We start from the raw sequence: 24,166 nt of genomic DNA, 5'->3' as shown, positions 1-24,166 counted from the left end.
TGAGCTTTGTTAAAAATAAAGGGGTGAACCAATAGAAAAACTGATCAAATTAAAAGGCAGAGTTAATTAATACTCTGCCTGATATATTACTCTTTTGCTTGTTCTAAGGCTCTTCTTACCGCCAATTGCCAATTTCTCACTGAGTCTATTTGTGTTCTGTCAGTAAGATTTTCTCCTAGATTATTTATATCAAAGTCATAATTTTGATTTTGAAGTATAGCTCCAGTAAAGGCTGAGCGTAATCTTGTAATACCACCGTACTGATTAGTGTCTAGGGTACCCTGAGTGTTAAGTCTATTTGCATCGTAACTGTTTATTCCACTAATACCAACACCACTGTGCACTCCAACTCCAGGAGTATATGTGCCAATAGGTGAAGATGTAATATTGTTATTTGCAGCATTAGTGTTATTTCTTCTTGTAATATTATCAGTTGTTCCAGTCTTTGTATTATTCATATCATAATCGTTTTTCATGCCTGCCTTTTTATTACTGTTTCTTGTAGCACTATTGATTATAAAGCCATTATTATTTCTGGTATTATAAGTACCTGTGCCAACTCTGCTGGTGTTTGTACCAGTACCAGTTATTGTCCTTGTATTTACTATGCCGGTTCCAGTACCAGTGGTTTTACTGGTTCTAGTGGTAGTTCTATCAGTTCCAGTAGTATTCGCATTGTTTTTACTATCATTAGTTACAGTAGTTAAATCAACATCAACTATACGACCATTTCGTATAGTAACTCTAGCCATTTCTCTACCATTTACAGTAGTATCGCTGTATCCTGTATAAACTCCATCCTTATATCTGGTTTGTGTTGTACTATATTTTGTATTCTGGATATTATTACGATAATAGTCATTGTTTCTAGCAGTATTTCTAGGAGCACAGCCTGCAATGCTGGCAGAAACCAATAATGTTAAAACAATACTCATAGATTTTCTCATTGGATACCCTCCTTATACACTAATTAAAATTTTAATTAAGCTAAAGTTGGTTCCGTATTAATGTGTACAAATTTAATTTAACCTAAATTATAAAAAGTATGCTTGTACATTGTTGATGTATTATTGAGATTAATGTGCTTTTTATGAGTAATAGTATTTTCTAGCCATATATGGAGAAATTTCAAAATTAAAAATGATACAAATAAAAAAGGAACGGTTAATATCCGTCCCTTATTTTAACAATTATTTTATTTTTTTATATCCTTAACTGCCTTTTCTGCAAAACTATTATCAACTATTTCTTCAAAGGCAGGCCTTTCAGGTATAAGTTTTGAATCATAGGCTTGGATTATATCCATTAGTCTTGTTAGGTCTTCAGCCTTTAACTGGGGTTCAGTAGAAATAGCATCAATTTCTTTATAATTCTTTACAACTGTAACTATAAGTTTTTCATCTGTACCTGGGAAGAAAGCTTTAATTGAAGCTGCAACCTCTTCATCAGTGTGGCTTGCTACCCATAATTGGCCCTTATAAATGGCACGAGTAAATTTTTCGATAATTTCTGGGTTTTTATCCATATAGGATTTGGTGGCATAGAAGCAGGTGTATGCAATAGGACCAGCGGATGCACCTATAGAAGCAACAACTTTGCCGTGACCTTCCTGCTCAATCATACTGGCTGTGGGCTCAAAAAGAGCTACATAGTCGCCGGTTCCGCCTTGAAATGCTCCGGCAGTAGCATTAAAAGCTATATTTGTTATTAGTTTTACATCCTTCGTAATGTCGATACCATGTTCCTTCAATACATATTCCAGAGCCATTTCAGGTACTCCACCGGGCCTTCCGCCCACGATTGTTTTTCCTTTTACGGATTCCCATGTAAAATCAGGATCGTCTTCTCTACTAACTAGGAATGAACCGTCCCTCTGGGTCAGTTGTGCAAAAAGAATTGGTAAGTCGTCTCTCTTTTGATTGTAGATATAGATAACTTGTTCCGGACCGCTGAAGCCGATGTCAACGCTGCCACTTAATAATTGCTGCATGGTTTTATCTGCACCTTGTCCTGTAGACAACTCAATTTCAAGCCCTTCTTCCTTAAAGAAGCCCTCATTGATGGCAACATACATAGGAGCATAGAAGACGGATCTAGTAACTTCGTTGAGACGAACTTTTAAAAGCTCCCCATCACTTTTTTTACAGCCTGAAAGTATAGTGGTGATTAATAGAACACTAAGTACTAACGAAGAAAGTTTAAACAGTGACTTTTTCATGTTTACCTCCATATAATCTTTGTATGTTTTATAATATGAAAGATGTTCTAAATTTGCTTACAAAAGTTTCAAATATTCAAGATTAATTGATCAGTAATAACTATCATGATTGTATCCTCTTAATATAACACTTTCTATCTAGCAATTTCTTCCTTTTATTTTCATTGTATTATATTTTCTAAAAAGCCGTAAAAAACTTTTGAGTATAATTGCAACAAAAGAATAAAAAGTAAATAATGAAGCACCTTAAGTTATAATACTAAAATTTCGAACGTAACGAATTAAATAAGTTTGACACATAAGAATTTTCGAAAACGGTTAAGAAATTACTACAGAAAGTATCATATTTTCAAGATTTTAATCATACAACTTACTATAAAGGATTAAAAAATATTGAATTACATAAAATTAAGATAATTTCAAATATTTAGAAATAACTCTTGATAAAATATACTTTAAATGATAACATTTACATATAAGGATAAATAAAACATATATTAATTTAAATACCAATATAGGAAAGTAGCACAAGCAACTATAATTTTTTAAACATTACTAAACCGATTTAGTAAATTTATGTTTAGGAGAGCTGAATTAAATGATTTCTATTAAGGAAGTGGCCAAGCATTGTGGTGTATCTGTTGCCACTGTGAGCAAGGCATTAAATGGCTATAGCGATATCAGTGAAGATACAAAAGAAAAGATAATAAAGGCCGCTAATGAGTTGGGGTACTTTCCTAATTCTCTGGCGAGGGCGTTAAAAACAAATAAGTCCTATAATATTGGTGTAATTTATAATGATGATACAGAAAGCGGATTATCCCATGAATACTTTGGAGCAATCTTGCAATCGTTTAAAGTATGTGTAGAAAAAAGTGGATATGACGTAACCTTTATCAATAACACTATAGGTGATAAAAAGGTAAGCTATCTTGATCACTGTAAATATAGGTCATTAGATGGAGTTTTTATCGCATCTCTAGTTTCCGATAACATAGACGTTATACAGCTTGCAAATAGTGATATTCCTGTAGTTACAATAGACCATAAATTCAACAACAAGTCAGCTGTTTTCTCTGATAACATCTCAGGTATAAGGGACCTTGTCAATTATATTTATAGCATGGGACATAGAAGAATTGCTTTCATTCATGGACAATACACCTCAGTTACACAAAATCGACTTATTAGCTTTTATAAAACCTTAGAGGAATATGGAGTGAGCATTAAAGATGAATATGTGAGAAAAGGAGCATTCCATGATCCTAAGATAACTGCTGAGCTTACAAGAAAAATATTAGACCTTCCCAGTAGACCAACCTGCATAATGTTTCCTGATGATTTTTCTGCGGTAGGTGGAATTAATGTGATTCATGAAAGAGGACTCAAAATTCCAAGAGATATCTCTGTAGTGGGTTATGACGGTATACTCCTTTCTAGGGTGCTAAGTCCTAAATTAACGACTTACAAGCAAGACACAAAAATGCTTGGACAAAGAGCAGCAGAGCAACTAATAAAACATATCGAAAAACCAAAGACTACATTACCCGAAACAATTGTGGTAAAAGGAGAATTACAAATTGGAAATTCCGTAGGAGAACTGCTTTAGAATATACCTCTTTAGACTGATAAGACATGCTTTATGAATTAAAAATCATATCCTTAATCCTTTGATATAATTAGGGAAAGCCATGGTATATCAATTGAATTAAAACCTTAAGGTTTTAAAAATAAAGGAGGATATTTATATGAAAAAAGCCATCTCAATTTTGGTTACCCTTGCATTGACAGCTTCCTTGGCTGCATGCGGCGGCAAGACACAACCAACCGATAAAAACACAGAAAGCCCCACCACCACAACAACCACAGAAACTCCATCAACAGAACCTACTAAAAAGGAAAAAGCTGTTCTGACATCACTTATGGAAATGACTGACGGCTGGGTAAGAAACTTCAATCCATTTATAAGCTCAGCATATCAATTTGTACAAGGCTTTATGTATGAGCCGCTAGTTGTTTTCGACAGCTACAACAATAACAAGGAACACATGTGGCTTGCTGAAGACATTATTACTGAACCAGACTACAAAACGCTTACTGTAAAAGTAAGAAAAGGTGTTAAGTGGAGTGACGGGAAAGACCTTACTGCTAAGGACGTTGCTTTCTCATTCACCTATTCAAAGGATCACCCTGAAATCGATAGAAACGGTGACTGGGGAGAAAACGGAAAAATTAAATCCGTTGAAATTGTAGACGATTATACCGTAAAAATTGTTATGAGAGAAGTTAATCGTTTCCACAGAAATACAGTATTCTTCCAAAAGTGGATAGTACCTGAGCATATTTTCTCAAGCATAAGTGATCCTGCTACTTATGTATTAGAAAATCCTGTTGTTACAGGTGCATTCTCAGAAGTTGTTTCTTTCGAACCTGAAATGGTTGTTTTAGGACGTAATCCTAACTACTGGCAGGGAGATAAATTACAAGTAGATGAACTTAGAGTTCCTCAATACAATGGTAATGACGCTGGTTTAGTATTACTTCAAAGCGGAGAGGTTGACTGGGCACACCTTTTCATACCAGATGCTGAAACAAATTATGTACAAGGTGATCCACATCGTAAGTTCTGGTATGGTGTAAACGACGGAGTACGTCTTGCATTCAACTATATGACACCAAATAAAGGCAACCTAAAGGCCTTCAATAATGTAGATTTCAAGAGAGCTGTATCATTGGCAGTAGACAGAGAAACTATTATTGACTCAGCAGTTTATGGATACCTGTCAAGAGTCGTTCCTACAAATACAGGATTGCCACCGGCACTTTGGGGTTATAGGGACGCTGAAGCAGATGAAGAAATGGCAAAATACACCAAGTTTGATATAGAACAGGCTAAGCAGATTCTTGCAAATGCTGGCTTTAAAGATGTAGATGGTGACGGTTTTGTAGAGAACCCTGATGGATCAAAGATCTCATTTGACATTATTTCACCTGCAGGTTGGACTGACTGGAACGATGGTGCAGCAATAGCTGCTCAGGGACTTCAAAAGGCTGGTATAAACGCTAGAGCTAAAGCTATTGACCTTTCATTAGTTATTGAAACTTGGGCAACAGGTAATCACGACGTTCTTTACGGTGGTTATGGAACATCTGCTGACATTTGGAAGTTCTATTTTGATACAATTGGCGATCAAAGTAGAGTTAAGACATCAACTTGGTGGTCAATTTGTCAAACAAACTATGTTAATGATGAACTTAGTGCATTAATTGCTAAGATGCCAAGTGCTTCTGACGCAGAATTAAAAGAGATCACTTCAGAAATTGAACAGTTCTTTGCAAAGAATATGATTAATATTCCAATACTTTACAACGGTAACTGGTTTGTTTACAATGACAGCAGATTTACTGGCTGGGCAACAGAGGACAACCCAATGTTCAACCCTGCAAACTGCAACCATGACTCAAAGCTCTTACAGCTTATGAACTTACAACCAGTACAAAAATAATAATCTTATAACTTAAAGCTGGTGTGGCATGAGGCTTAAATCATGCCACATCTTGTATAGATTATTAAAAGTAATCACAAAGAACGGTCAATTGGGTACAAAAGGTCAATTGACTGTAGCTGGAGGCAGGTTATGAAGTATATATTAAAAAGATTAGGTTTTTATATTCTAGCTTTTTTTGGAGCAGTATCCCTTAATTTTTTTCTTCCTCGTATGATGCCGGGTAATCCTGTTCAAATGTATATAGCAACCCTTTATCAGTCCGGAGGAAAAATTAATGCTGAGACTATTGCTGCAATTGAAAAATTGTTTGGATACAATCAACAGCAACCATTAATCGTAAGCTTCTTCAATTATATTATCAGTATTTTAAAAGGGGACTGGGGAATTTCATTCACTTATTATCCGCAGACGGTTTTAGATTCAGTAAAGCGTGGCCTAACATGGACTGTGTTCCTTATGGGAACATCATTGATTATCGGATTTATAATTAATACACTTCTTGGTATTCTTGCTGCATGGAAACGCGGAGGGAAATTGGACACAACCTTAACTGTAGGTGGGCAGATTCTGGCCAACGTTCCATCTGTAGTTGTTGCTATTATTCTAAGTTTTGCTCTTGGTTTTACAGGAGTATTTCCAAGAGGTTATGCAGTTACTCCTCTGTTCCAACCTGCAAACACCTTTGAATATATAAAGGATGTTGCCTATCATGCTTTCCTACCGGTGCTTTCAATTCTTATTACTGGACTTGGTGGAATTATGGGGATGAGAGCAAACATGATTAATCAGCTTGGTGAAGATTATATAGTTATGGGAATTGCTAAAGGGGTACCGGATAGAAAGATTATGTTTGGCTACGGAGCTAGAAATGCACTTCTTCCTGTTGTTACTTCTCTTGCAATGTCTATTGGTTTTCTACTAGGAGGTTCACTGATTGTTGAGCAGGTTTTCAATTACCCAGGCCTAGGTAAGGTTATGGTAAATGCTATTAATAGAAGAGATTACCCACTTATGCAGGGAATACTCTTAATGAGTACAGTATTAATGCTTTCTGCCAATTTTATTGCTGATATCAGCATAACATTCTTAGATCCGAGAATTCGAAGACAGGGTGCAAGCAAGAACTAATTGGAAGGAGATTAAGAAAGTTATGAGAAAAATAAGGAATAGTAAAATAGTAAGTTTTTTTAGAAACAGCCCTAAGACTACCATAGGAGCTCTATTGATTATAATAATGCTAGTACTCACTCTGGGAGCAGGCATCTTTACCTCTCATGATCCTACACACAGATACGTAGGAGAATATCACAGTCCTCCTTCCTCAACTCACATATTAGGAACTACCCGCTTAGGAAATGATGTCTTTGCTCAAACCCTATATGGTGGACGAAAGTCAATTACAGTTGGAATTGCAGCAGGTGCGATTACTGTAGCTTTGGGTCTGTTCTTTGGTATCAGCTCCGGATATTTCGGAGGTGTATACGACAACGTTATTACCACAATCATTAATATACTAATGGTTATTCCAAACATTGTACTACTTTTAATAATTACCTCTCTCCTAGGTGGAGTATCACCGGTGGTCATATGTCTTATCATAGGATTTACGTCATGGCCTTGGAATGCACGTGTGCTCCGTGCTCAGACCATGAGTATACGAAACAGAGAATTTATATATTCTGCTGAAACCTTGGGTGAGTCAAAACTGAGAATTATGTTTGTGGAAATTATGCCCAATATGCTTTCCATGATAAGCTCAGCCTTTGTAAGTACCTTAATATATGCTATTATGGCTCAAGCTACCTTAGAGTTTATAGGTTTTGGCGATCCGCTGTCTGTTACCTGGGGAACTATGCTTTACAATGCACAGAAATCAGGAGCCTTGACCGCGGGTATATGGTGGGAATTACTTGGACCAATTAGCGGAATTGTTCTCTTTGGAGCAGGACTTACGCTTATAAATTTCTCTATTGATGAAATCTCAAATCCAAAACTTAGAGCTCAAAGAATTATGAGAGCTTATTATAGAGTGGTAAAAAAGCAGCGTAGGCTAAAAGGCAAAAATTCTGACCAAATAAAAATACAGGAAGGAAAGAGTATGTAGTTATGGGAAATTTACTTACAGTAGAAAAACTTTGTGTTGACTATGTAACTAGAAATGGAGGCTATGTAAGGGCTGTAGACAATGTAGATTTTTCAATTGCTGAAGGTGAAAGTCTTGGTTTGGCAGGCGAATCTGGATGTGGTAAGAGTACCATAGCATACTCCCTAATGAGATTGCATAGGCCTCCTGCATTAATATCCAATGGGAGCATTAATATTGATGGAAAAGATGTATTAGCCATGCAGGAAGCAGAGCTGCAGCAGTTTAGGTGGAAGGAAATAAGCATGGTATTCCAGTCAGCTATGAACTGCCTCAATCCAGTAGTAACATTGGAAAAACAATTTTATGAAATATTTAGATATCATGGCGTTACAAGCAATAAGAAAGAAGCAAGAAAAAAGGCAGAAGAGCTCTTAGCGATTGTAGGCATTCCAGCCGAAAGACTAAAGGACTATCCTCATCAGTTTTCAGGTGGAATGAGACAGCGTGCAGTTATAGCAATGGCTTTAGCGCTCAGACCAAGACTTCTAATATTGGACGAGCCTACTACTGCACTTGACACTGTAGTTCAAAGGGATATATTGAAACGTATTTATGAGTTGAAAAAGGAATTTGGATTTTCTATTCTTTTTATTACACATGATATAAGTCTAATGATGGAGTTCTGCGATAGGATTGCTATTATGTATGCAGGAAAAATAGTAGAACAAGCTCCTGCAAAGACGATTTTGAATAATCCTAGACATCCGTACACCTATGGATTAAAAAACTCCTTCCCATCTTTAAAAGGTGAAATTAAGTATATGGAAGGAATACCTGGATCACCACTAAATTTAAATTGTATTCCTAAAGGCTGTAGATTTCAAGAACGCTGCTTTAGAGCAGGTAAGGACTGTTTTACAAAAGAGCCGGAGATTACTTGCGAAAAAGATGCCTTCTTCTATTGCCATAATCCATTAGAAGTGTAGAATATGAGGTGTGATATGAAAGAAGAAAAGCAACCTATATTTAGTGTTAAAAATGTTGTTATGGATTTTAAAGTAGGTGGAAAGGGAGTTTTAGCTCCCAAAAGAACCTTGCGTGCTTTAAATGATATATCCTTTGATCTCTATAAGGGAGAAGCATTGGCAGTTGTTGGAGAATCAGGCTGTGGGAAATCTACAATTTGCAGAGTTGCTATGAGATTTTACAATCCAACTTCTGGAACCATGACCTTTGAAGATGAAAATATCCATACCTTAAAGGGTGAGAAGTTAAAAAGATATCGTCAAAAAGCACAGATGGTTTTTCAAGATCCTTTCTCATCTCTCAATCCTTTGCATAATATTTACTATCATTTGAAGAGGCCTCTTAAGTTGTATCATCCAAGCGATAGAAAGACCATGAAACAAAAGATGGATGAATACTTAACTATGGTAGGACTTGTTCCACCGGAGGAACAAGGAAGCAAACATCCTCACCAACTTTCTGGAGGTCAAAGACAAAGGGCATATCTTGCTAGAATTTTGGCAGTTGGTGCTGAAGTAATTTTCGCAGATGAGCCAACCTCCATGTTGGATGTGTCTATCCGACTTGGAATATTGAACTTAATGAATAATTTAAAGACAGAACAGGGGAAGTCTTTTATTTATATTACTCATGATATAGCTACCGCAAGATATTTTGCTGATAGAATTATCGTCTTATATGCCGGACATATGGTTGAATGGGGGGAGGTAAATAAAGTTGTACTTAATCCTCAGCACCCATATACAAAGCTGCTTATTGCCGCTGCTCCAGACCCGGAAAGAGATGGACCTATAGAGCTTCCGGTATTAAGAGATGAAGAATCTGAAGTTACAATGTGGACACCGGAAAGCAAAGGATGTCCATTTAGAAGCCGATGCCCTGTTGCTGAGGAAAGATGCGCTAAAGAATTCCCGGATGCAAAAGAAGTTAGTGAAGGGCAGTTTATCAGATGCTGGCATGCACATAAATAAGTTGGAGAGTTAGAACTATTTTAATTAATCGAGCCGAAACCTGATTATTTGGTTATTGGCTCGGTATAATTATGCCTTTACATAAGTGATCTAAGCTTTGTAAATGATAAATATTATCATTTACAAAGCTGGCTGGATATGTTATTATATAAATACGGCTGACTGGCGCCAAATTATTACCGCAGATTATATGCAGTAGGCTTAATGACTGATGGTCATTAGGTACTCACTGAAAATGCAAGGAGGATAATAATATGGCAAGGTTCATGGGACCTAGATTTAAATTAGCAAGACATCTTGGAGTTAATGTTTTTGGACATCCTAAGGCATTAAAAAGAGGTGTAAAACAACACAAGCTTTCGGAATACGGAGAGCAGCTTTTAGAGAAGCAAAAGTTAAAGGCTTATTACGGAGTTTTAGAAAAGCAGTTTAAAACAATCGTATTTAAAGCTTTAAAATCAAGAGAAAAATCAGAGGACTTTCTTATCCAGAGCTTAGAAAGAAGATTGGATAATATGGTTTATAGACTTGGATTTGGCTCAACCTTAAGAGAGGCAAGACAGATAGTCAATCATGGACACATCCTTGTAAATGGCCAAAAGGTTGATATTCCTTCCTATAAAGTAGATTTAAATGATGTTATATCATTAAGAGAAAAGTCCAGAAAAATTGAAGCCTATGCTTCTAATTTTATGAACATAGTTCCTACAGTAAATTATGTAGAGAAAGACTATGAAAACTTTTCGGGAAGATTAATCAGACTACCAAAAGCTGAGGAAGTTCCTGTTGAGGTTAAATTCTCGAAGGTTTTAGAATATTATTCAAAGAATTAACAGACCTTAAAACTATTTTTACAGGTCTGCTAGCAGTTTTTAGGTAAACATAGCATACAAATTAATCCAGGGATAAGCTGTCCCTGGATTTTTTAATTTTCATTGGAAATAAGTTCTTTCATTACATAAGGTATCTTTGTAAGCACTTCAGATGCATTTACACTGTACATATCATTTGAAAGCCTATCTCCAGTATAGCCGTGAATGTAGGCCCCACAGGCTGCTGCTTCAAGAGGCGTTAATCCTTGAGAAACAAGGGAGGCAATAATTCCTGTGAGGCAGTCCCCCATACCGCCGCCGGCAATGGCACTATTACCGGTTGGATTTACATAAAGCTTATAGCCGTTTGTAATAATTGTTTGATATCCTTTAAGCAGAACTGTAATGTTGTGCTCCAGTGCAAAGTTCTTGGCTATATCACTTCTGTGAGAATTTATCTCCGCCACCGAGAGGCCTGTCAGCCTTGCCATTTCACCGGGATGAGGCGTTAATATAACTGGTGCCTTCGTCACTTTTAAAAGCCTCATATTTTTTGAAAGTATATTTAGTCCATCTGCATCAATTATTACTGTACATTTTGCATTTTCAAGGATAAGTTTCAAAAGCTCCAAAGTGATTTCATTATTTCCGAGCCCTGGCCCTATAGCTACTGCATTACTAATATTTACTAGCTCAAAAAGCCTTGTTCTATCCTCATATGGGGATGTCATAGCCTCCGAAAGCTTGCTGCTGAGAATGTGTTGAATCGCACTACTGCAGCAGAGTGTAACGAGACCGCTTCCGGTTTTCACAGCTGCCTGAGCGGCCAGGTAGGCTGCTCCGGAAAAGCCCTCAGAGCCAGCTATAATAAGGGTTCTTCCATAATTTCCTTTATGACCATACTTCTTTCGTGGTTTAATACTGCGGACAAGATCAGACTTTTCAAATATAAATTCATCATTGTGAAATTGTTCAAGAATATTATCAGGAACTCCAATGGATTCTACCAATATCTCACCGGTGAAGGCTTTGCTGCCATAGTTTAAAAAGCCTCTCTTATAAAATTCAAAGCAAATGGTTTTATCAGCCATAACAGCAACGCCCAGGATATTTCCGTCATCTCCATTCATACCGGAAGGTATGTCAACGGAAACCGTAAAATTGCTGTATTGGTTAATTACTTCTATAACTTCTTTATATATCCCTTGGACTTCTTTATTTAGACCTGTGCCAAATATAGCATCAACTGTTACTTCTGCCTCTGATAGTGAAGTTTTAAGCTTTTTCAGAGCAGTATAATCGGTAATATCAATAATTGCTAGACCCATGTTTCTCAGTATATTATAATTAGCCTTGAAGCATTCACTACTGCGCCCGCTGCTGCCGGTTACTACAAATACTTCTACCTTTTTACCGGATACATAAAGATGCCTTGCTACAGCCAAGCCATCTCCTCCGTTATTTCCGGTGCCGCATATCACCACATAGCTTGAAAATTTATTAGTTTCAAGATGCTTAAACACATTCAATGCTGCATTTTCCATAAGGACCATCAATGGTATACCAAGACTTTCTACGCATGCCTTATCAACATCAGCAGTAATTTTAGAAGTACCGATTCTCATGATTTCCTCCATGTAAAATAATATAATCTGATTATTAACCCTATAAGTGTATTTTACCATAAAAAATGTTTGAGATATCAATGGCTTTACATATTTTAAATAATTGGTCAGGAAAACGCCTGAGAAAAAAGAAATCAGTTGTATCTTTATTTGAAATATGTAAAAATGAGGGTATACCAATTGACTATTGTCTACATATATAGCAGTAGCAGCAGCAGAAGAAGAAGAAACAACTTTTATAAGCTTTTCACCATCAAAAAGGTCCCGGTGTAAAGTAAGCCGGGACTTATTATATCATTAGACAGTATGTTCAATTAAAGAATTCATATTAGAATTTAACTTCCTATAGTCCATTGGCGTCATTCCGGTATGTTTTTTGAAAAAACGAGAAAAGTAGGTTACATGACTGAAGTTAAAGGTATAGCTAATTTCGCTTATGCTGAGATTAGTATGCTTAATATATAATTTTATGGATGCTATTTTATGCTCATTAATATATTCCGATAGGGTTTTGCCAACTTCCTTTTTAAAAGCGGCAGAAAGATAGTTTGGATGAACACCAACGTAAGAGGAAATATCCTGAAGGGTAAAGTTTTCTTCTATATTCTTTCGTATATAGGAAATAACCCTGTTAATCAAAGAGTTATATGTGAATTCTTTATTTTTTCGTAAAACCTTTATAAAGTCGCCTAACATTAAATATTCTAGAGCTTGTACATCATCAAAGGTGGCTGCTTCATCAATTTTATTAATATAGTAATCACTTAACATAAAGGAGGTTTCTGCATCTAAGCCAACTTCTATTACGGCTCGGGCAAAGAGGGTACAAGAACCTATGAGGGAGTATTTTAATGAAAGCAGTGGCCGTTTTGAGAGCTGTGCTCTTTCAAGAGAATTAATTTCCTTTAGTATACTGAGACTTTTTTCATAGTCCATCTCTTGAATGGCAATAACCAACTTTCTCTCCAACTCATATGGTGGGTGTACATACGAAGTATATTTATTTTTAGCCAGTGTTTCTTCTAGCTTTTTATAAATATTATCCAAACCTATCACCTCCTAAAAAGTAACCTTAATAAAGTGTAAAAAGTATTAATATTGTATAAAAATTGTACCGCGAAGCGGTGTATAATGTCAATATACCGTTTACATAGTGTAAATGTAATAAAAAAGTAGGGGGAATATTATTATGAAAAAAACTCTAGGCTTTATTGTGGCTTTGGCGTTAGCTTTGACAACGATTGCTGGATGCTCTTCCAAGAGTGGGGACACTACCACCACCGGAAATACCGGTAATACTGAAACTACTACAACTAGTCCTGCACCGGAGAAAAAGGAGAAGGCTATAGTTACAGTAATTCAGAATAAGGTTGAAATCCAAGAACAGCTTGAAGCTGCTGCGAAAGATTTCAACAGTACTCAAAGTGATGTTGAAGTTCAGATTTTGGGATCAGCCGGTGACAATCTTGTAACTACCCTGCAGTCACAGTTTGCATCAAGCCCTGAAACTGCTCCTGTAATCTTCACCTGTGGCAGCGGCAGTGAATTTGAAAAATTCTTTAACTACATGGCACCGTTAGATTCTTTGAAGTCAGCATCAGTAATAGCTAAAGGACAAGGCGATGATGCAATGAAAAATGGCAAGCTATACGGACTGCCTGTAGCCCTAGAAGGTTTTGGATTGATTTATAACAAGAGCTTATTTGATAAGGCTGGAGTAAAAGCTGAAGACATAAAGACTATGGAGGACTTAGCTCTGCTGCTGAAAAACTTTCTAAACTTGATGGCGTAAAGGCACCTATAGCTTTTGCTAAAGAAACCTACTTCCAGTTTATGCATCCAATTAACTGGCCTTTTGCAACTATGAGCAACTATAAGGAAGTTATTCCAAAGGTTATAAGTGGTGAACTAAAATTAAAGGATGTTCCTGAAGTTAAGAAATATGTAGAAGAATTAGAAATGTTAAAGAAATACACTAACCGTGCTAAGAGCACCTATGACGAACAGGTTGCAGGCTTTGCTACTGGTGCTTTCGCCATGATTCACCAAGGTAACTGGGCACAAGGTATTATCGATGAATATGAAGTTGATTTTGAATATGGAATGTTACCAATGCCTACAAACGGTAATGATGGTATAGCAGTAGGTAATACAAACTTCTTCCGTATAAACAAGTATGCGACTAAAGAACAGCAGGATGGAGCAGCTAAGTTCCTTGACTGGTTGTTTACTGAAAAAGCTGGCCAGACTCACTACACTGAACAGTTTAAGCTTATACCTCCATACGAAGGCTTCGACGTAAGCAATCTAAATCCTCTTGCACAGGAAGTTTCAAGATATGCTACAGCTGGTAAGACTGTTGGTTGGACTTTCAATCTGTTCCCTGCCGGTGTAGATAAGGATTGTTCAAGTGCAATGGAAAAATTCTATGCTGATCAAATAAATACAGATAAGTTGTTAGATGAAATTAACCAAGTATGGGTTAACGCTGCAAAACAATAGTTAAATATATTTAGATTAAAAGCCTCGGAAAGAGGCTTTTAATCTAAAAAGATTATATAAAAAGGGTCTAGAAAATAGAAATGGGGGTGCAAGAATGAATAAAACATTCAAGAGCAAGCTAACAACAGCATTGTTTGTTGTTCCGTCGCTGCTGATTTTTACAAATGTGATAATCATTCCTTTTATTATGGGAGTAGTCTATTCCTTTACAGATTGGGATGGTTTTGAATTTAAAGGTTCCTCATTTGTTGGACTAAAAAACTATATAGCAGCTTTTGAAGATGGTAAATTTGGTCCCGCATTTGGTCGAACTATTTTATACACTATAGCTATGGTTATACTAGTTAATATTGTAGGACTAGCTCTTGCGCTTTTAGTAACCTCAAAGTTAAAGAGCAGAAATATATTGAGGGGTGTTTACTTCTTACCAAACCTCATTGGAGGACTTATCCTGGGATTTATTTGGCAATTTATATTTACAAAGTTTTTTGAACAGCTTGGTGAAGTAACTCATACTTCAAAGATTTTTTTTGATTGGCTGGATAAACCTGTAACCGCCTTTTGGGCCATGGTAATAGTCGGTGTATGGCAAATGGCAGGTTATGTTATGGTCATATATATTGCCTCTATAGAGAGTATATCTGAGGAGATAATGGAAGCTGCAAATATTGATGGGGCAAATGCTTGGACAAAGTTTACAAGAATCACATTGCCACTGATAGCTCCGGCTTTCACAATCAGTCTTTTTGTTACTCTTTCTAGCTCCTTTAAACAGTATGATACTAACTTATCCTTAACCAATGGTGGACCCTATGGAACCACAGAACTAATAACTATGAATATCTATAGTACAGCCTTTAGTTATAATAAGTTTGCACAGGCACAGGCAAAAGCAATTATCTTTTTCTTGGTTATCATGGTAATCACTGTAATACAAGTCTATACTACTAAGAAAAGAGAGGTTGAAATGTGATGAAAGCAAAGATAAAGTCAAAACATATCTTGGCAATATTAGGCTGGCTTGCTGCTGCGCTAACTTTGTTTCCTATGTATATAATGCTTGTAAGTTCTTTTAAAGGACGAGCAGAGATATTTACAGATACTATGGGACTGCCAAAAGCCTTGAATTTTTCCTTCTATGCTACTGCCATAGAAAAAATGAAGTTCTTTAAGGCCTTTGGGAACTCATTACTAGTTTCGGTAATCAGTATTCTTTTAATAATAGTTTTTTCTTCTATGACTGCGTGGGCTTTGGCACGAAGCAAGTCAAAGCTTGCTAATTTTGTACTTTATTTGTTTGTTGCCACCATGCTTATACCCTTCCAGGCAGTTATGATACCATTGATGCAGTATATGAGCAAATGGCAGATAAAAGCTATCAATTTTGCCATGATAGATACCTTTTACGGCCTTATCTTTATGTACATTGGCTTTGGCAGCAGCCTATCCGTATTTTTATATCATGGCTTTGTAAAGAGTGTCCCCCTATCACTGGAAGAGGCAGCACAAATTGATGGCTGTAATAAGTTTCAAGTATTTTGGAGGATAGTATTTCCTACATTAAAGCCAATAACGGTGACTGTAGCTATTTTAAATGTAATTTGGATATGGAACGACTATTTACTGCCTTCCTTGGTGCTGAGAAGCCCAAGTCTAAGGACAATTCCACTATCAACATTCTACTTCTTCGGGGAGTTTACCATACAGTGGAATTTAGCAATGGCAGGACTTGTTCTCACTATTATACCAATAATTATTTTCTATCTATTCTCACAGAGATATATTATCAAAGGTGTAATGGCAGGAGCAGTAAAATAGCAGAAAGAGAGTGCATATTATGAGGAACAGATGGATTATAAGTGATAACAGTTTGCAAATAAAGGATTTACTAAAAAATGAGAGTATATTTAATGTGGCCAATGGATATTTAGGTGTAAGAGGAAACTTTGAAGAAGGATATCCGGAAAGTTATCCTACTATAAGAGGTACTTATATTAATGCCTTTTATGAGAAGGTTTCTATTGCTTATGGTGAAAAGGCTTATGGCTTTCCCGAGACAATGCAGAAGATAGTTAATGTCATTGATTCTCAAACTGTTAATATAATGATTGATGGTGAGAAATTTTCCTTATTTGACGGTACTATTAAAAGCTTTAACAGATTTTTAGACATGGACAAGGGCTTTTACAAAAGGGAGATATGGTGGGTGTCTCCAAAGGGAAAAGAACTAAAAATGGAGATAACAAGATTAGCTTCCCTTAAGTACTTGGAGCTCTATGCCATCAACTACCGTATAGAGAAGGTTAACTTTGACGGTGATGTTACAATAGAATCAGTAATCAATGGGGATGTATCAAATTATACTGATGCAAACGACCCCAGGGTTGCAGCAGGGCACTCCCATATATTGTCTGTAAGTTGTGTAAATGAAGATAAGAATATTTTACAGTTGACTGCAAAAACCCAAACATCCAAAGAGGCAGTAGTAGTTACTACGAAACATCAATGTAATGAAGAAGAATCTGTAAGTTACGAAAAAGATGAAAAGTCTGTCAAGGCAATTATAAAAACTAAGCTGGGAAAAGAAGTTATCGAGTTTACTAAATATAATGTATATACAGATTCACGAAGGTATGAAAACCCAAAACAAAGCGGGAGGGAAATCCTGGAAAAGCTGAGTCTTTACAGCTTTGAAGACCTCCTTAAGGAGCAGGAAAATTACCTTAAGGAGTTTTGGAAAATAGCTGATATTAGTATCGAGGGGGATGAGAAGCTGCAGCAGGGTATCCGCTTTAACCTATATGAGCTGCTTCAAGCTGTGGGAAAGGACTCTATAAGCAACATAAGTGCCAAGGGCTTAAGTGGAGAGGGGTATGAAGGCCATTATTTCTGGGATACGGAGATTTATATACTACCATTTTTTACACTGTGCTATCCCCAATTGGCTAAGCAGCTTTTAAAATATAGGTATACAACTTTAGACTATGCTAGAAAAAGAGCCAAGGAGCTTGGGCATAAAAAAGGTGCAGCTTATCCATGGAGAACTATAATTGGAGAAGAGTGCTCCTCCTATTTCCCAGCTGGTACTGCACAGTATCATATTAACGGAGATATAGCCTACTCCTATATACAATATTTCTTAGCCACCGGAGATATGGAATTTATCAAGGAATTCGGAGCGGAAGTAGTTTTTGAAACGGCTAGGATCTGGCTAGAGATAGGACACTTTCACAAAGGTCGTTTCAGAATAGATGCTGTTACCGGACCAGATGAATACACAGCTATTGTGAATAACAATTATTATACCAATGTCCTTGCAAAGTATAATCTAAAATGGGCTGCTAAACTATATGAGTTGCTTAAGGAAAAGGAAGGCAATTTATTAAGGAAGCTCTGTGAAAGAATACAGCTTTCCGAGGAGGAGATTCAGGCCTTTGACGAAGCTGCAAAAGCTATGTATCTGCCCTATGATGAAAATTTAAAAATAAATGCACAGGACGATACCTTCTTGAAAAAGGCAGTATGGAATTTCAAAGATACTCCAAAAGATAAATATCCTTTATTGCTGAATTATCATCCTTTAACAATATATAGATACCAAGTATTGAAACAGGCTGATACAGTACTGGCACATTTTCTGGTGGAAGATGAGGCAGACTTTAATACAATCAAGAACTCATATGATTACTATGAGAAGATAACTACTCATGATTCATCTCTATCCTGTGCTGCTTACAGTATTATGGCCTCAAAGATAGGATATGCTGAGAAGGCTTATGAATACTTTATCGAAACTAGCAGGTTAGACTTAGATGATACCCATGGAAATACTAAGGATGGAGTTCACACCGCCAACATGGGAGGAACCTGGATGGCCATAGTTTATGGCTTTGCAGGTTTGAGAATAAAGGAGGACTACATTTCCTTAGATCCCAAGCTTCCTGCAATGTGGAAGGAACTTGTGTTTAGATTTTTATATAGGGGTGCAGAGATTAAGGTCCACATGAGAAAAGATTGTACAGAAGTCAGTGTTCGGAGTAAAGTACCAGTAAGGCTTAAGATAAAGGAAGTTGAGTACAATCCGGTTGGAGATTGGCAGGTTTTAATCAAAAATGATGAAGCATAAATTATGTGAATATATTAACAGGGCTGTAGTATAGTACTTTGCTGCAGCCCAGTTTTTTATTTTGTATGAATTTGTATAAATTTTTTAAAGTACTTAAGAAACTTGATAAACAAATAGGATTCATGTCACTTACAATTAATAAAATATGATATAATAAAATGGGCCAAAGCTAAGAATTTAATTATTAAGGCGGTGGATGGATATTGTTTAAAGAATTAATTGTGGCAGAGAATGCTGGCTTTTGTTTTGGGGTTAAGAGGGCAGTAGATACCTCCACAGATTATAAAGAAAAAAGTAAATCAGACATCTATACCTTTGGACCTTTAGTCCATAATAAAAATGTGGTTGACCATCTTAGGCAAAAAGGTATAAATGAAGTAGATATAAATAGTCTAGACAAGCTAAATGATAAGGATACAGTTATTATCCGATCCCATGGTGTTTCACCTCAAGTTATGGAACAAATTAAAAATACCGGTGCAGAAGTGGTAGATGCAACTTGTCCTTATGTATTGGCAATACACAAAAGAGTGAAAATGTATTATGAACAAGGATATCAAATTGTCATAGTAGGTGATAAAAACCATCCTGAGGTCATAGGTAGCAATGGATGGTGTGATAATACAGCAATTATAACCAAGGATGGAGAAGGACTGGTTATAAGTGCTCCCAAGGTATGTATCGTGGCACAGACTACAGAAAAAAAGGCTAACTTTGAGAAAGTCATAGAAGTAGTATCAAAGCAATGTAAAGAGGTGGTAACCTTTAATACCATCTGCAGTGCTACAAAAGAAAGGCAGACCAGTGCTGAAGATACTGCAAAAATTGTAGATGTAATGATAGTGGTAGGTAGTCGAAGCAGTTCAAATACTACAAAGCTATATGAGATATGCAGTAAACACTGTGAAAATACGATCTTTATAGATAATGGCAGCGAAATTCCAAAGTGGTTATTTGAAAGCGGAAATATAAAAAAGGTAGGTATCACAGCAGGAGCTTCCACACCGGATTGGATTATCCAAGATGTGTTGGAAAAACTTAGAGGGTACCTTGAGAAGTAAATATGATATTTTATAAGAAAAGTTGATGGCAACTAATATGTTGTTCATCAGCTTTTTATTTTCAGAAAAAATAGCCTAAGGTTTCGAATATATTGACAAAAAATAGCATGATACATATAATGAATATATGAACAGTTATTCATACGTTCAAGTTGAAGGAGGATAATCATGGATGAAAGAAAAGAAATAGACAGCTGTAGCTGTTCAATTATACATCAGGACATAATTGATAAAGTAAAAGATCATATACCGCAAGAAGAATTGCTTTACGACCTATCAGACCTGTTTAAGGTTTTTGGAGATACTACAAGAATTAAAATATTATGTGCCTTATTTCAAGCAGAAATGTGTGTATGTGATATAGCAGCCCTGTTAAACATGACTCAGTCAGCTATTTCACACCAATTAAGGGTTTTGAAACAAGCCAGAATAGTGAAGTATAGGAAGGATGGAAAGGTAGTTTATTATTCTTTAGATGACGAACATATAAAAAGCATATTTAATCAGGGGTTAGATCACATATCAGAGAAAAAGTAAACTAATGCTAGGGGGGATTAACTTGGATGGTAATATAAAAATCTTAGGCAAAAACAATAATAAAAAAGTGAAAAAGGAATTTATTCTGGAAGGCCTAGACTGTGCTAATTGCGCAGACAAGATAGAGAGAGAGGTTTCAGGGTTAGAGGGGATATACTCAGCAACTGTGAACTTTCCTACTAAGACCCTTACCATTGAGATTGAAGAAAATGAGCAAGCAAAAGCTTTGATAGCAGCCGCTGCTAATACTGTAGTCAAAGTGGAAGCCCATGTAAAAGTTAAGGAAAAGCAAAGTCACAAGACCATAAAGAAAGAATTTCTTCTTGAAGGCTTATGCTGCGCTAACTGTGCAGCAAAAATCGAAAAAGAAGTAAGTGAACTTGACGGGGTTAAAGTTGCACTGGTGGATTTTGTATCGACAAAACTGGTATTGGAAATAGATATTCCCTCTAAGCAGCGTACTGTCATAGAAAAAGTCAATGAGATAGTTAAGAGAATTGAGCCGGACGTTAATGTAATACAACTTGAAAGGAATTTTACTAATTCCAAAACTGAAAAACATGAACACGGTCATGGCCACCATCATGAGCATGGTGAAGGGAGCAAGAAGGAGTTCATGCAGCTGGGGGTGGGAGGAGCAATATTTATCATTGCCACAGCCTTTAAGTTCTCATTTGCTGTGGAACTAACCTTATACCTTATAAGCTACATCCTGGTAGGAGGAGAAGTGGTGCTAAGGGCTGCTAAAAATATCCTCAGAGGACAAATTTTTGATGAAAACTTTCTAATGAGTATTGCAACTATAGGCGCATTTGGTGTAGGTGACTTTGCAGAAGGTGTTGCTGTTATGCTTTTCTACCTGGTAGGAGAAATATTCCAGGGTATAGCAGTTAACCGTTCCAGGAAGTCTATTTCAGCCTTAATGGATATAAGGCCGGATTTTGCAAACTTAATGCTTGGGGATGAAATAAGGAAGGTAGCTCCTGAGGAAGTAGCGGTTGGAGATATAATAATTGTTAAGCCTGGTGAGAAGGTGCCTTTGGATGGTAAAGTGATTGAAGGAAGTTCTATGGTTGATACCTCTGCCCTAACTGGTGAATCTATTCCTAGAGAAGTTGGAGTTGGCGATGGGGTCCTAGGAGGAGTTATTAATAGAAGCGGACTTCTGACCATAGAAGTTGAAAAGGAATTTGGGGACTCCACTATTGCAAAAATATTGGACTTAGTTCAAAATGCCAGCAGTAAAAAAGCTCCTACAGAGAATTTTATAACAAAGTTTGCTAGATATTATACACCCATAGTTGTATTTTCAGCTCTGGCTTTAGCAGTTTTGCCACCTTTATTAATAGAAGGTGCAGCCTTTTCCGATTGGATCTATAGAGCCCTATCCTTCTTGGTAGTATCCTGTCCTTGTGCACTGGTGGTATCTGTACCTCTTGGTTTTTTTGGTGGTATTGGAGGAGCCTCCAGAAGCGGAATATTAGTTAAAGGAGGTAACTATTTAGAGGCACTTAACAATGTGGAGGCTGTAGTTTTCGATAAAACTGGGACTTTAACTAAAGGAGTTTTCAAGGTAACAGAAATAAAGAGTGAAGGTATTGTTTCACAGAAAGAGCTTTTATCCTATGTGGCCCATGCAGAAAGTTTTTCAAATCATCCTATAGCTACTTCAATAATAGATGCCTACGGTAAGGAAGTCGATAAATCTGCTGTAGAAAGCTATGAAGAAGTATCAGGTCATGGGATTAGGGCCGTTGTGGAAAGTAAAGAAATATTAGCTGGTAATGCTAAGCTGATGGATAGGGAAAATATTGCATACAGATCTGTAGATGTAATTGGAACTGTAGTTCATGTAGCAATAGAAAAACAGTATGCGGGATATGTTGTAATTTCCGATGAAATTAAAGAAGATTCAGCTGAGGCAATAAGAGCGCTGAAAGCCGTTGGTGTAAAGAAGACAGTGATGCTAACGGGGGATAATAAATATGTTGGAACAAGGGTGGCTAAGGAACTGGCCTTGGATGAAGTTTATGCAGAGCTTTTACCGGACCAGAAGGTTGAAAAATTAGAGCTTCTGGATAGAGAAAAGTCCGGAAAAGGAAAGCTGGTATTTGTGGGTGATGGAATTAATGACGCCCCGGTACTGGCAAGGGCAGATATAGGAGTAGCCATGGGAGGTATTGGATCTGATGCAGCTATAGAAGCTGCGGATGTGGTTATAATGACCGATGAACCTTCAAAAATAGCTTCCGCAATAAAGATTGCTAAGAAGACTAGGACCATAGTTATGCAGAATATTTTCATGGCACTAGGAGTAAAAGCCATAATACTTGTACTGGTTGCCGTAGGTCTGGGAACCATGTGGGAAGCAGTATTTGGAGACGTAGGTGTAACCCTAATTGCAGTTATCAACTCTATGAGGGCTATGAATACAAAGAATATATAGGATATTTAAGGTTGGCTTAAAAGGACCTTAGTCCCTTTTAGCCAACCTCTTTTGTTTGTATGGGGATATAAATAGGAATGAAGTAGGTTCATATTATGTTTAATTGATCGGCTTCATATTATATAAAAAATATTGAAATTTAATATTTGCTTAGAGTATAATATTGCTATAAACGCGTGTTCATAAAGAAAATAGGTGATGCTGATGAAAAGTGAAGACATTGCAAGGCTCTGCGGGGTTTCTCGAAGTACTGTGTCCAGGGTTATTAACAATTATCCCAACGTACCCCAGGAAACCAGAGAAAAGGTATTGGCTGCAATAGAAAAATATAATTATCAGCCGCATATTTCTGCCCGAGTTCTTGCTGGAAAAGGGACAAATACCATTGGTCTCTTTGTAATAAGTACTGCAGATACTCTTAACAAGAATAGAATCTTTCAAAACAGTTTCTTTTCACCATTCATTAACGCTGTTGTGGATTATGCAAACAGTAGGGAATATTATGTGTTGGTACATACCATCTATGAGAAAAAAGATTATAACAAAATCAAAGAAGTCTTTCTTCAAAAGCGTGTTGATGGCTGTATCATATTGGGAACAGAAAATGAAACTGAGATCATCAATGAAATACAGGTGAAGGGGCTCCCCATATCTATCATCGACTATGATGAAGAAAATGCTGAAAAGAACACTAAATACAAACTGAATGTTGTAAACTCTATGGACTATGAAGGAAGCAAGGAAGCTTTGAGATATCTGATTTCCCTGGGACATAAAAAAATAGGAATTATCACCGGTAGAATGAATACCTTCTCCGGAAGACAGAGATATAAAGCTTATAGGGAAACGCTCCTTGAAAATGGTCTGCAGATAGATGAAAGGTTTGTATTGAATGGGAAGTTTTTGAAGCATATTGCCTATAGGGAAGTGGAGAAGTTAATAGAGAACAAGGTACTGCCTTCTGCAATATTTGCTTGTAACGACGATATGGCTATTGCAGCAATGGAGGCCTTTCACAATAATGGCATTAGTGTTCCCCAGGATATATCCATAATTGGCTTTGATGATATTCCATTTGCATCTATGACAAAACCGCCATTAACTACTGTGGCCATACCAATATATGAAATGGCCCAAAAAGCGGTAGAAGGTATAATTGATCTTGAAGAGAGAAATTATAAACTGGTTAATAGAATACCGACAAATTTAAAAATTAGAGGTACTTGCAGAGAATATTAATTTTTTTA

The 24,166-nt window shown here is 36.6% G+C and carries 20 protein-coding genes; 16 read left to right on the top strand and 4 right to left on the bottom strand.

The features are described 5' to 3' along the window. Positions 1–86: 86 nt before the first annotated feature. Positions 87–947: a hypothetical protein gene (locus FHY60_RS12515; protein WP_139905362.1), complete on the bottom strand. Its 861-nt coding sequence runs from the start codon at positions 945–947 to the stop codon at positions 87–89. 248 nt (positions 948–1,195) lie between these two features. Continuing rightward, complete coding sequence (locus tag FHY60_RS12510; protein WP_139905361.1) at positions 1,196–2,218, bottom strand: ABC transporter substrate-binding protein; 1,023 nt, start codon at positions 2,216–2,218, stop codon at positions 1,196–1,198. A 598-nt stretch (positions 2,219–2,816) separates the two neighbouring features. Here FHY60_RS12510 and FHY60_RS12505 point away from each other — a divergent pair. The 7 genes from FHY60_RS12505 to rpsD all read left to right on the top strand — a co-directional run bounded on the left by FHY60_RS12505 (position 2,817) and on the right by rpsD (position 10,643). Further along, on the top strand, positions 2,817–3,827 hold the full coding sequence (locus FHY60_RS12505; protein WP_139905360.1) for a LacI family DNA-binding transcriptional regulator: 1,011 nt from the start codon (positions 2,817–2,819) through the stop codon (positions 3,825–3,827). 139 nt (positions 3,828–3,966) lie between these two features. After that, a complete protein-coding gene (locus tag FHY60_RS12500) occupies positions 3,967–5,724 on the top strand; it encodes an ABC transporter substrate-binding protein (RefSeq protein WP_139905359.1) in 1,758 nt (585 codons plus the stop codon). 132 nt (positions 5,725–5,856) lie between these two features. Further along, positions 5,857–6,855: an ABC transporter permease gene (locus FHY60_RS12495; RefSeq protein WP_139905358.1), complete on the top strand. Its 999-nt coding sequence runs from the start codon at positions 5,857–5,859 to the stop codon at positions 6,853–6,855. A 22-nt stretch (positions 6,856–6,877) separates the two neighbouring features. Next, entirely contained in the window at positions 6,878–7,831 is a 954-nt protein-coding gene (locus FHY60_RS12490; protein ID WP_139905357.1) for an ABC transporter permease, read from the top strand. 2 nt (positions 7,832–7,833) lie between these two features. After that, positions 7,834–8,799 carry an ABC transporter ATP-binding protein gene (locus FHY60_RS12485; RefSeq protein WP_139905356.1) on the top strand — a complete coding sequence of 322 codons (966 nt, stop codon included), beginning with the start codon at positions 7,834–7,836 and terminating at the stop codon, positions 8,797–8,799. Positions 8,800–8,814: 15 nt separating this feature from the next. Then, positions 8,815–9,810, top strand: a complete 996-nt coding sequence (locus FHY60_RS12480) for an ABC transporter ATP-binding protein (protein ID WP_139905355.1) — start codon at positions 8,815–8,817, stop codon at positions 9,808–9,810. Positions 9,811–10,064: 254 nt separating this feature from the next. Then, the gene (rpsD, locus tag FHY60_RS12475) at positions 10,065–10,643 is read left to right on the top strand and encodes a 30S ribosomal protein S4 (protein ID WP_139905354.1); all 579 of its coding nucleotides are present in this window, start codon (positions 10,065–10,067) and stop codon (positions 10,641–10,643) included. Positions 10,644–10,735: 92 nt separating this feature from the next. Here the strand turns inward: rpsD and FHY60_RS12470 are convergent, their stop codons facing one another. Together FHY60_RS12470 and FHY60_RS12465 are read right to left on the bottom strand one after the other, a co-directional pair. Beyond that, positions 10,736–12,247 (bottom strand): NAD(P)H-hydrate dehydratase, encoded by a 1,512-nt coding sequence (locus FHY60_RS12470; protein WP_139905353.1) that lies wholly within the window; start codon positions 12,245–12,247, stop codon positions 10,736–10,738. 297 nt (positions 12,248–12,544) lie between these two features. Beyond that, a complete protein-coding gene (locus tag FHY60_RS12465; RefSeq protein WP_139905352.1) occupies positions 12,545–13,294 on the bottom strand; it encodes an AraC family transcriptional regulator in 750 nt (249 codons plus the stop codon). 142 nt (positions 13,295–13,436) lie between these two features. On the opposite strand from FHY60_RS12465, the gene FHY60_RS18520 reads away from it, so the two are divergent. The 9 genes from FHY60_RS18520 to FHY60_RS12420 all read left to right on the top strand — a co-directional run bounded on the left by FHY60_RS18520 (position 13,437) and on the right by FHY60_RS12420 (position 24,158). After that, complete coding sequence (locus FHY60_RS18520) at positions 13,437–14,039, top strand: ABC transporter substrate-binding protein (protein WP_139905351.1); 603 nt, start codon at positions 13,437–13,439, stop codon at positions 14,037–14,039. A gap of 71 nt (positions 14,040–14,110) precedes the next feature. Then, complete coding sequence (locus FHY60_RS18515; protein WP_139905350.1) at positions 14,111–14,749, top strand: extracellular solute-binding protein; 639 nt, start codon at positions 14,111–14,113, stop codon at positions 14,747–14,749. A 94-nt stretch (positions 14,750–14,843) separates the two neighbouring features. Further along, positions 14,844–15,722: a carbohydrate ABC transporter permease gene (locus tag FHY60_RS12450; RefSeq protein WP_139905349.1), complete on the top strand. Its 879-nt coding sequence runs from the start codon at positions 14,844–14,846 to the stop codon at positions 15,720–15,722. Then, positions 15,722–16,567: a carbohydrate ABC transporter permease gene (locus FHY60_RS12445; protein WP_180375404.1), complete on the top strand. Its 846-nt coding sequence runs from the start codon at positions 15,722–15,724 to the stop codon at positions 16,565–16,567. Before FHY60_RS12450 ends, FHY60_RS12445 begins: the two co-directional genes overlap by 1 nt. 19 nt (positions 16,568–16,586) lie before the next feature. Continuing rightward, positions 16,587–18,875 carry a glycoside hydrolase family 65 protein gene (locus FHY60_RS12440; protein WP_139905347.1) on the top strand — a complete coding sequence of 763 codons (2,289 nt, stop codon included), beginning with the start codon at positions 16,587–16,589 and terminating at the stop codon, positions 18,873–18,875. Between the two features lie 203 nt (positions 18,876–19,078). Beyond that, positions 19,079–19,936, top strand: a complete 858-nt coding sequence (gene ispH / locus FHY60_RS12435) for a 4-hydroxy-3-methylbut-2-enyl diphosphate reductase (protein WP_163216042.1) — start codon at positions 19,079–19,081, stop codon at positions 19,934–19,936. A gap of 168 nt (positions 19,937–20,104) precedes the next feature. Continuing rightward, on the top strand, positions 20,105–20,473 hold the full coding sequence (locus tag FHY60_RS12430) for an ArsR/SmtB family transcription factor (RefSeq protein ID WP_139905345.1): 369 nt from the start codon (positions 20,105–20,107) through the stop codon (positions 20,471–20,473). Between the two features lie 22 nt (positions 20,474–20,495). Further along, positions 20,496–22,919, top strand: coding sequence for a heavy metal translocating P-type ATPase (locus FHY60_RS12425; RefSeq protein WP_423243568.1), 2,424 nt, complete (start codon positions 20,496–20,498; stop codon positions 22,917–22,919). A 204-nt stretch (positions 22,920–23,123) separates the two neighbouring features. Further along, positions 23,124–24,158, top strand: coding sequence for a LacI family DNA-binding transcriptional regulator (locus tag FHY60_RS12420; protein ID WP_139905343.1), 1,035 nt, complete (start codon positions 23,124–23,126; stop codon positions 24,156–24,158). The last annotated feature ends 8 nt before the right edge of the window (positions 24,159–24,166 follow it).

The sequence above is a fragment of the Clostridium thermarum genome (assembly GCF_006351925.1).
GTDB classification, from domain to species: domain Bacteria; phylum Bacillota; class Clostridia; order Clostridiales; family Clostridiaceae; genus Clostridium_AU; species Clostridium_AU thermarum.
The sequence above is the reverse complement of the archived record's forward strand: the minus strand, read 5'-3'. Positions and strand labels throughout refer to the sequence as shown.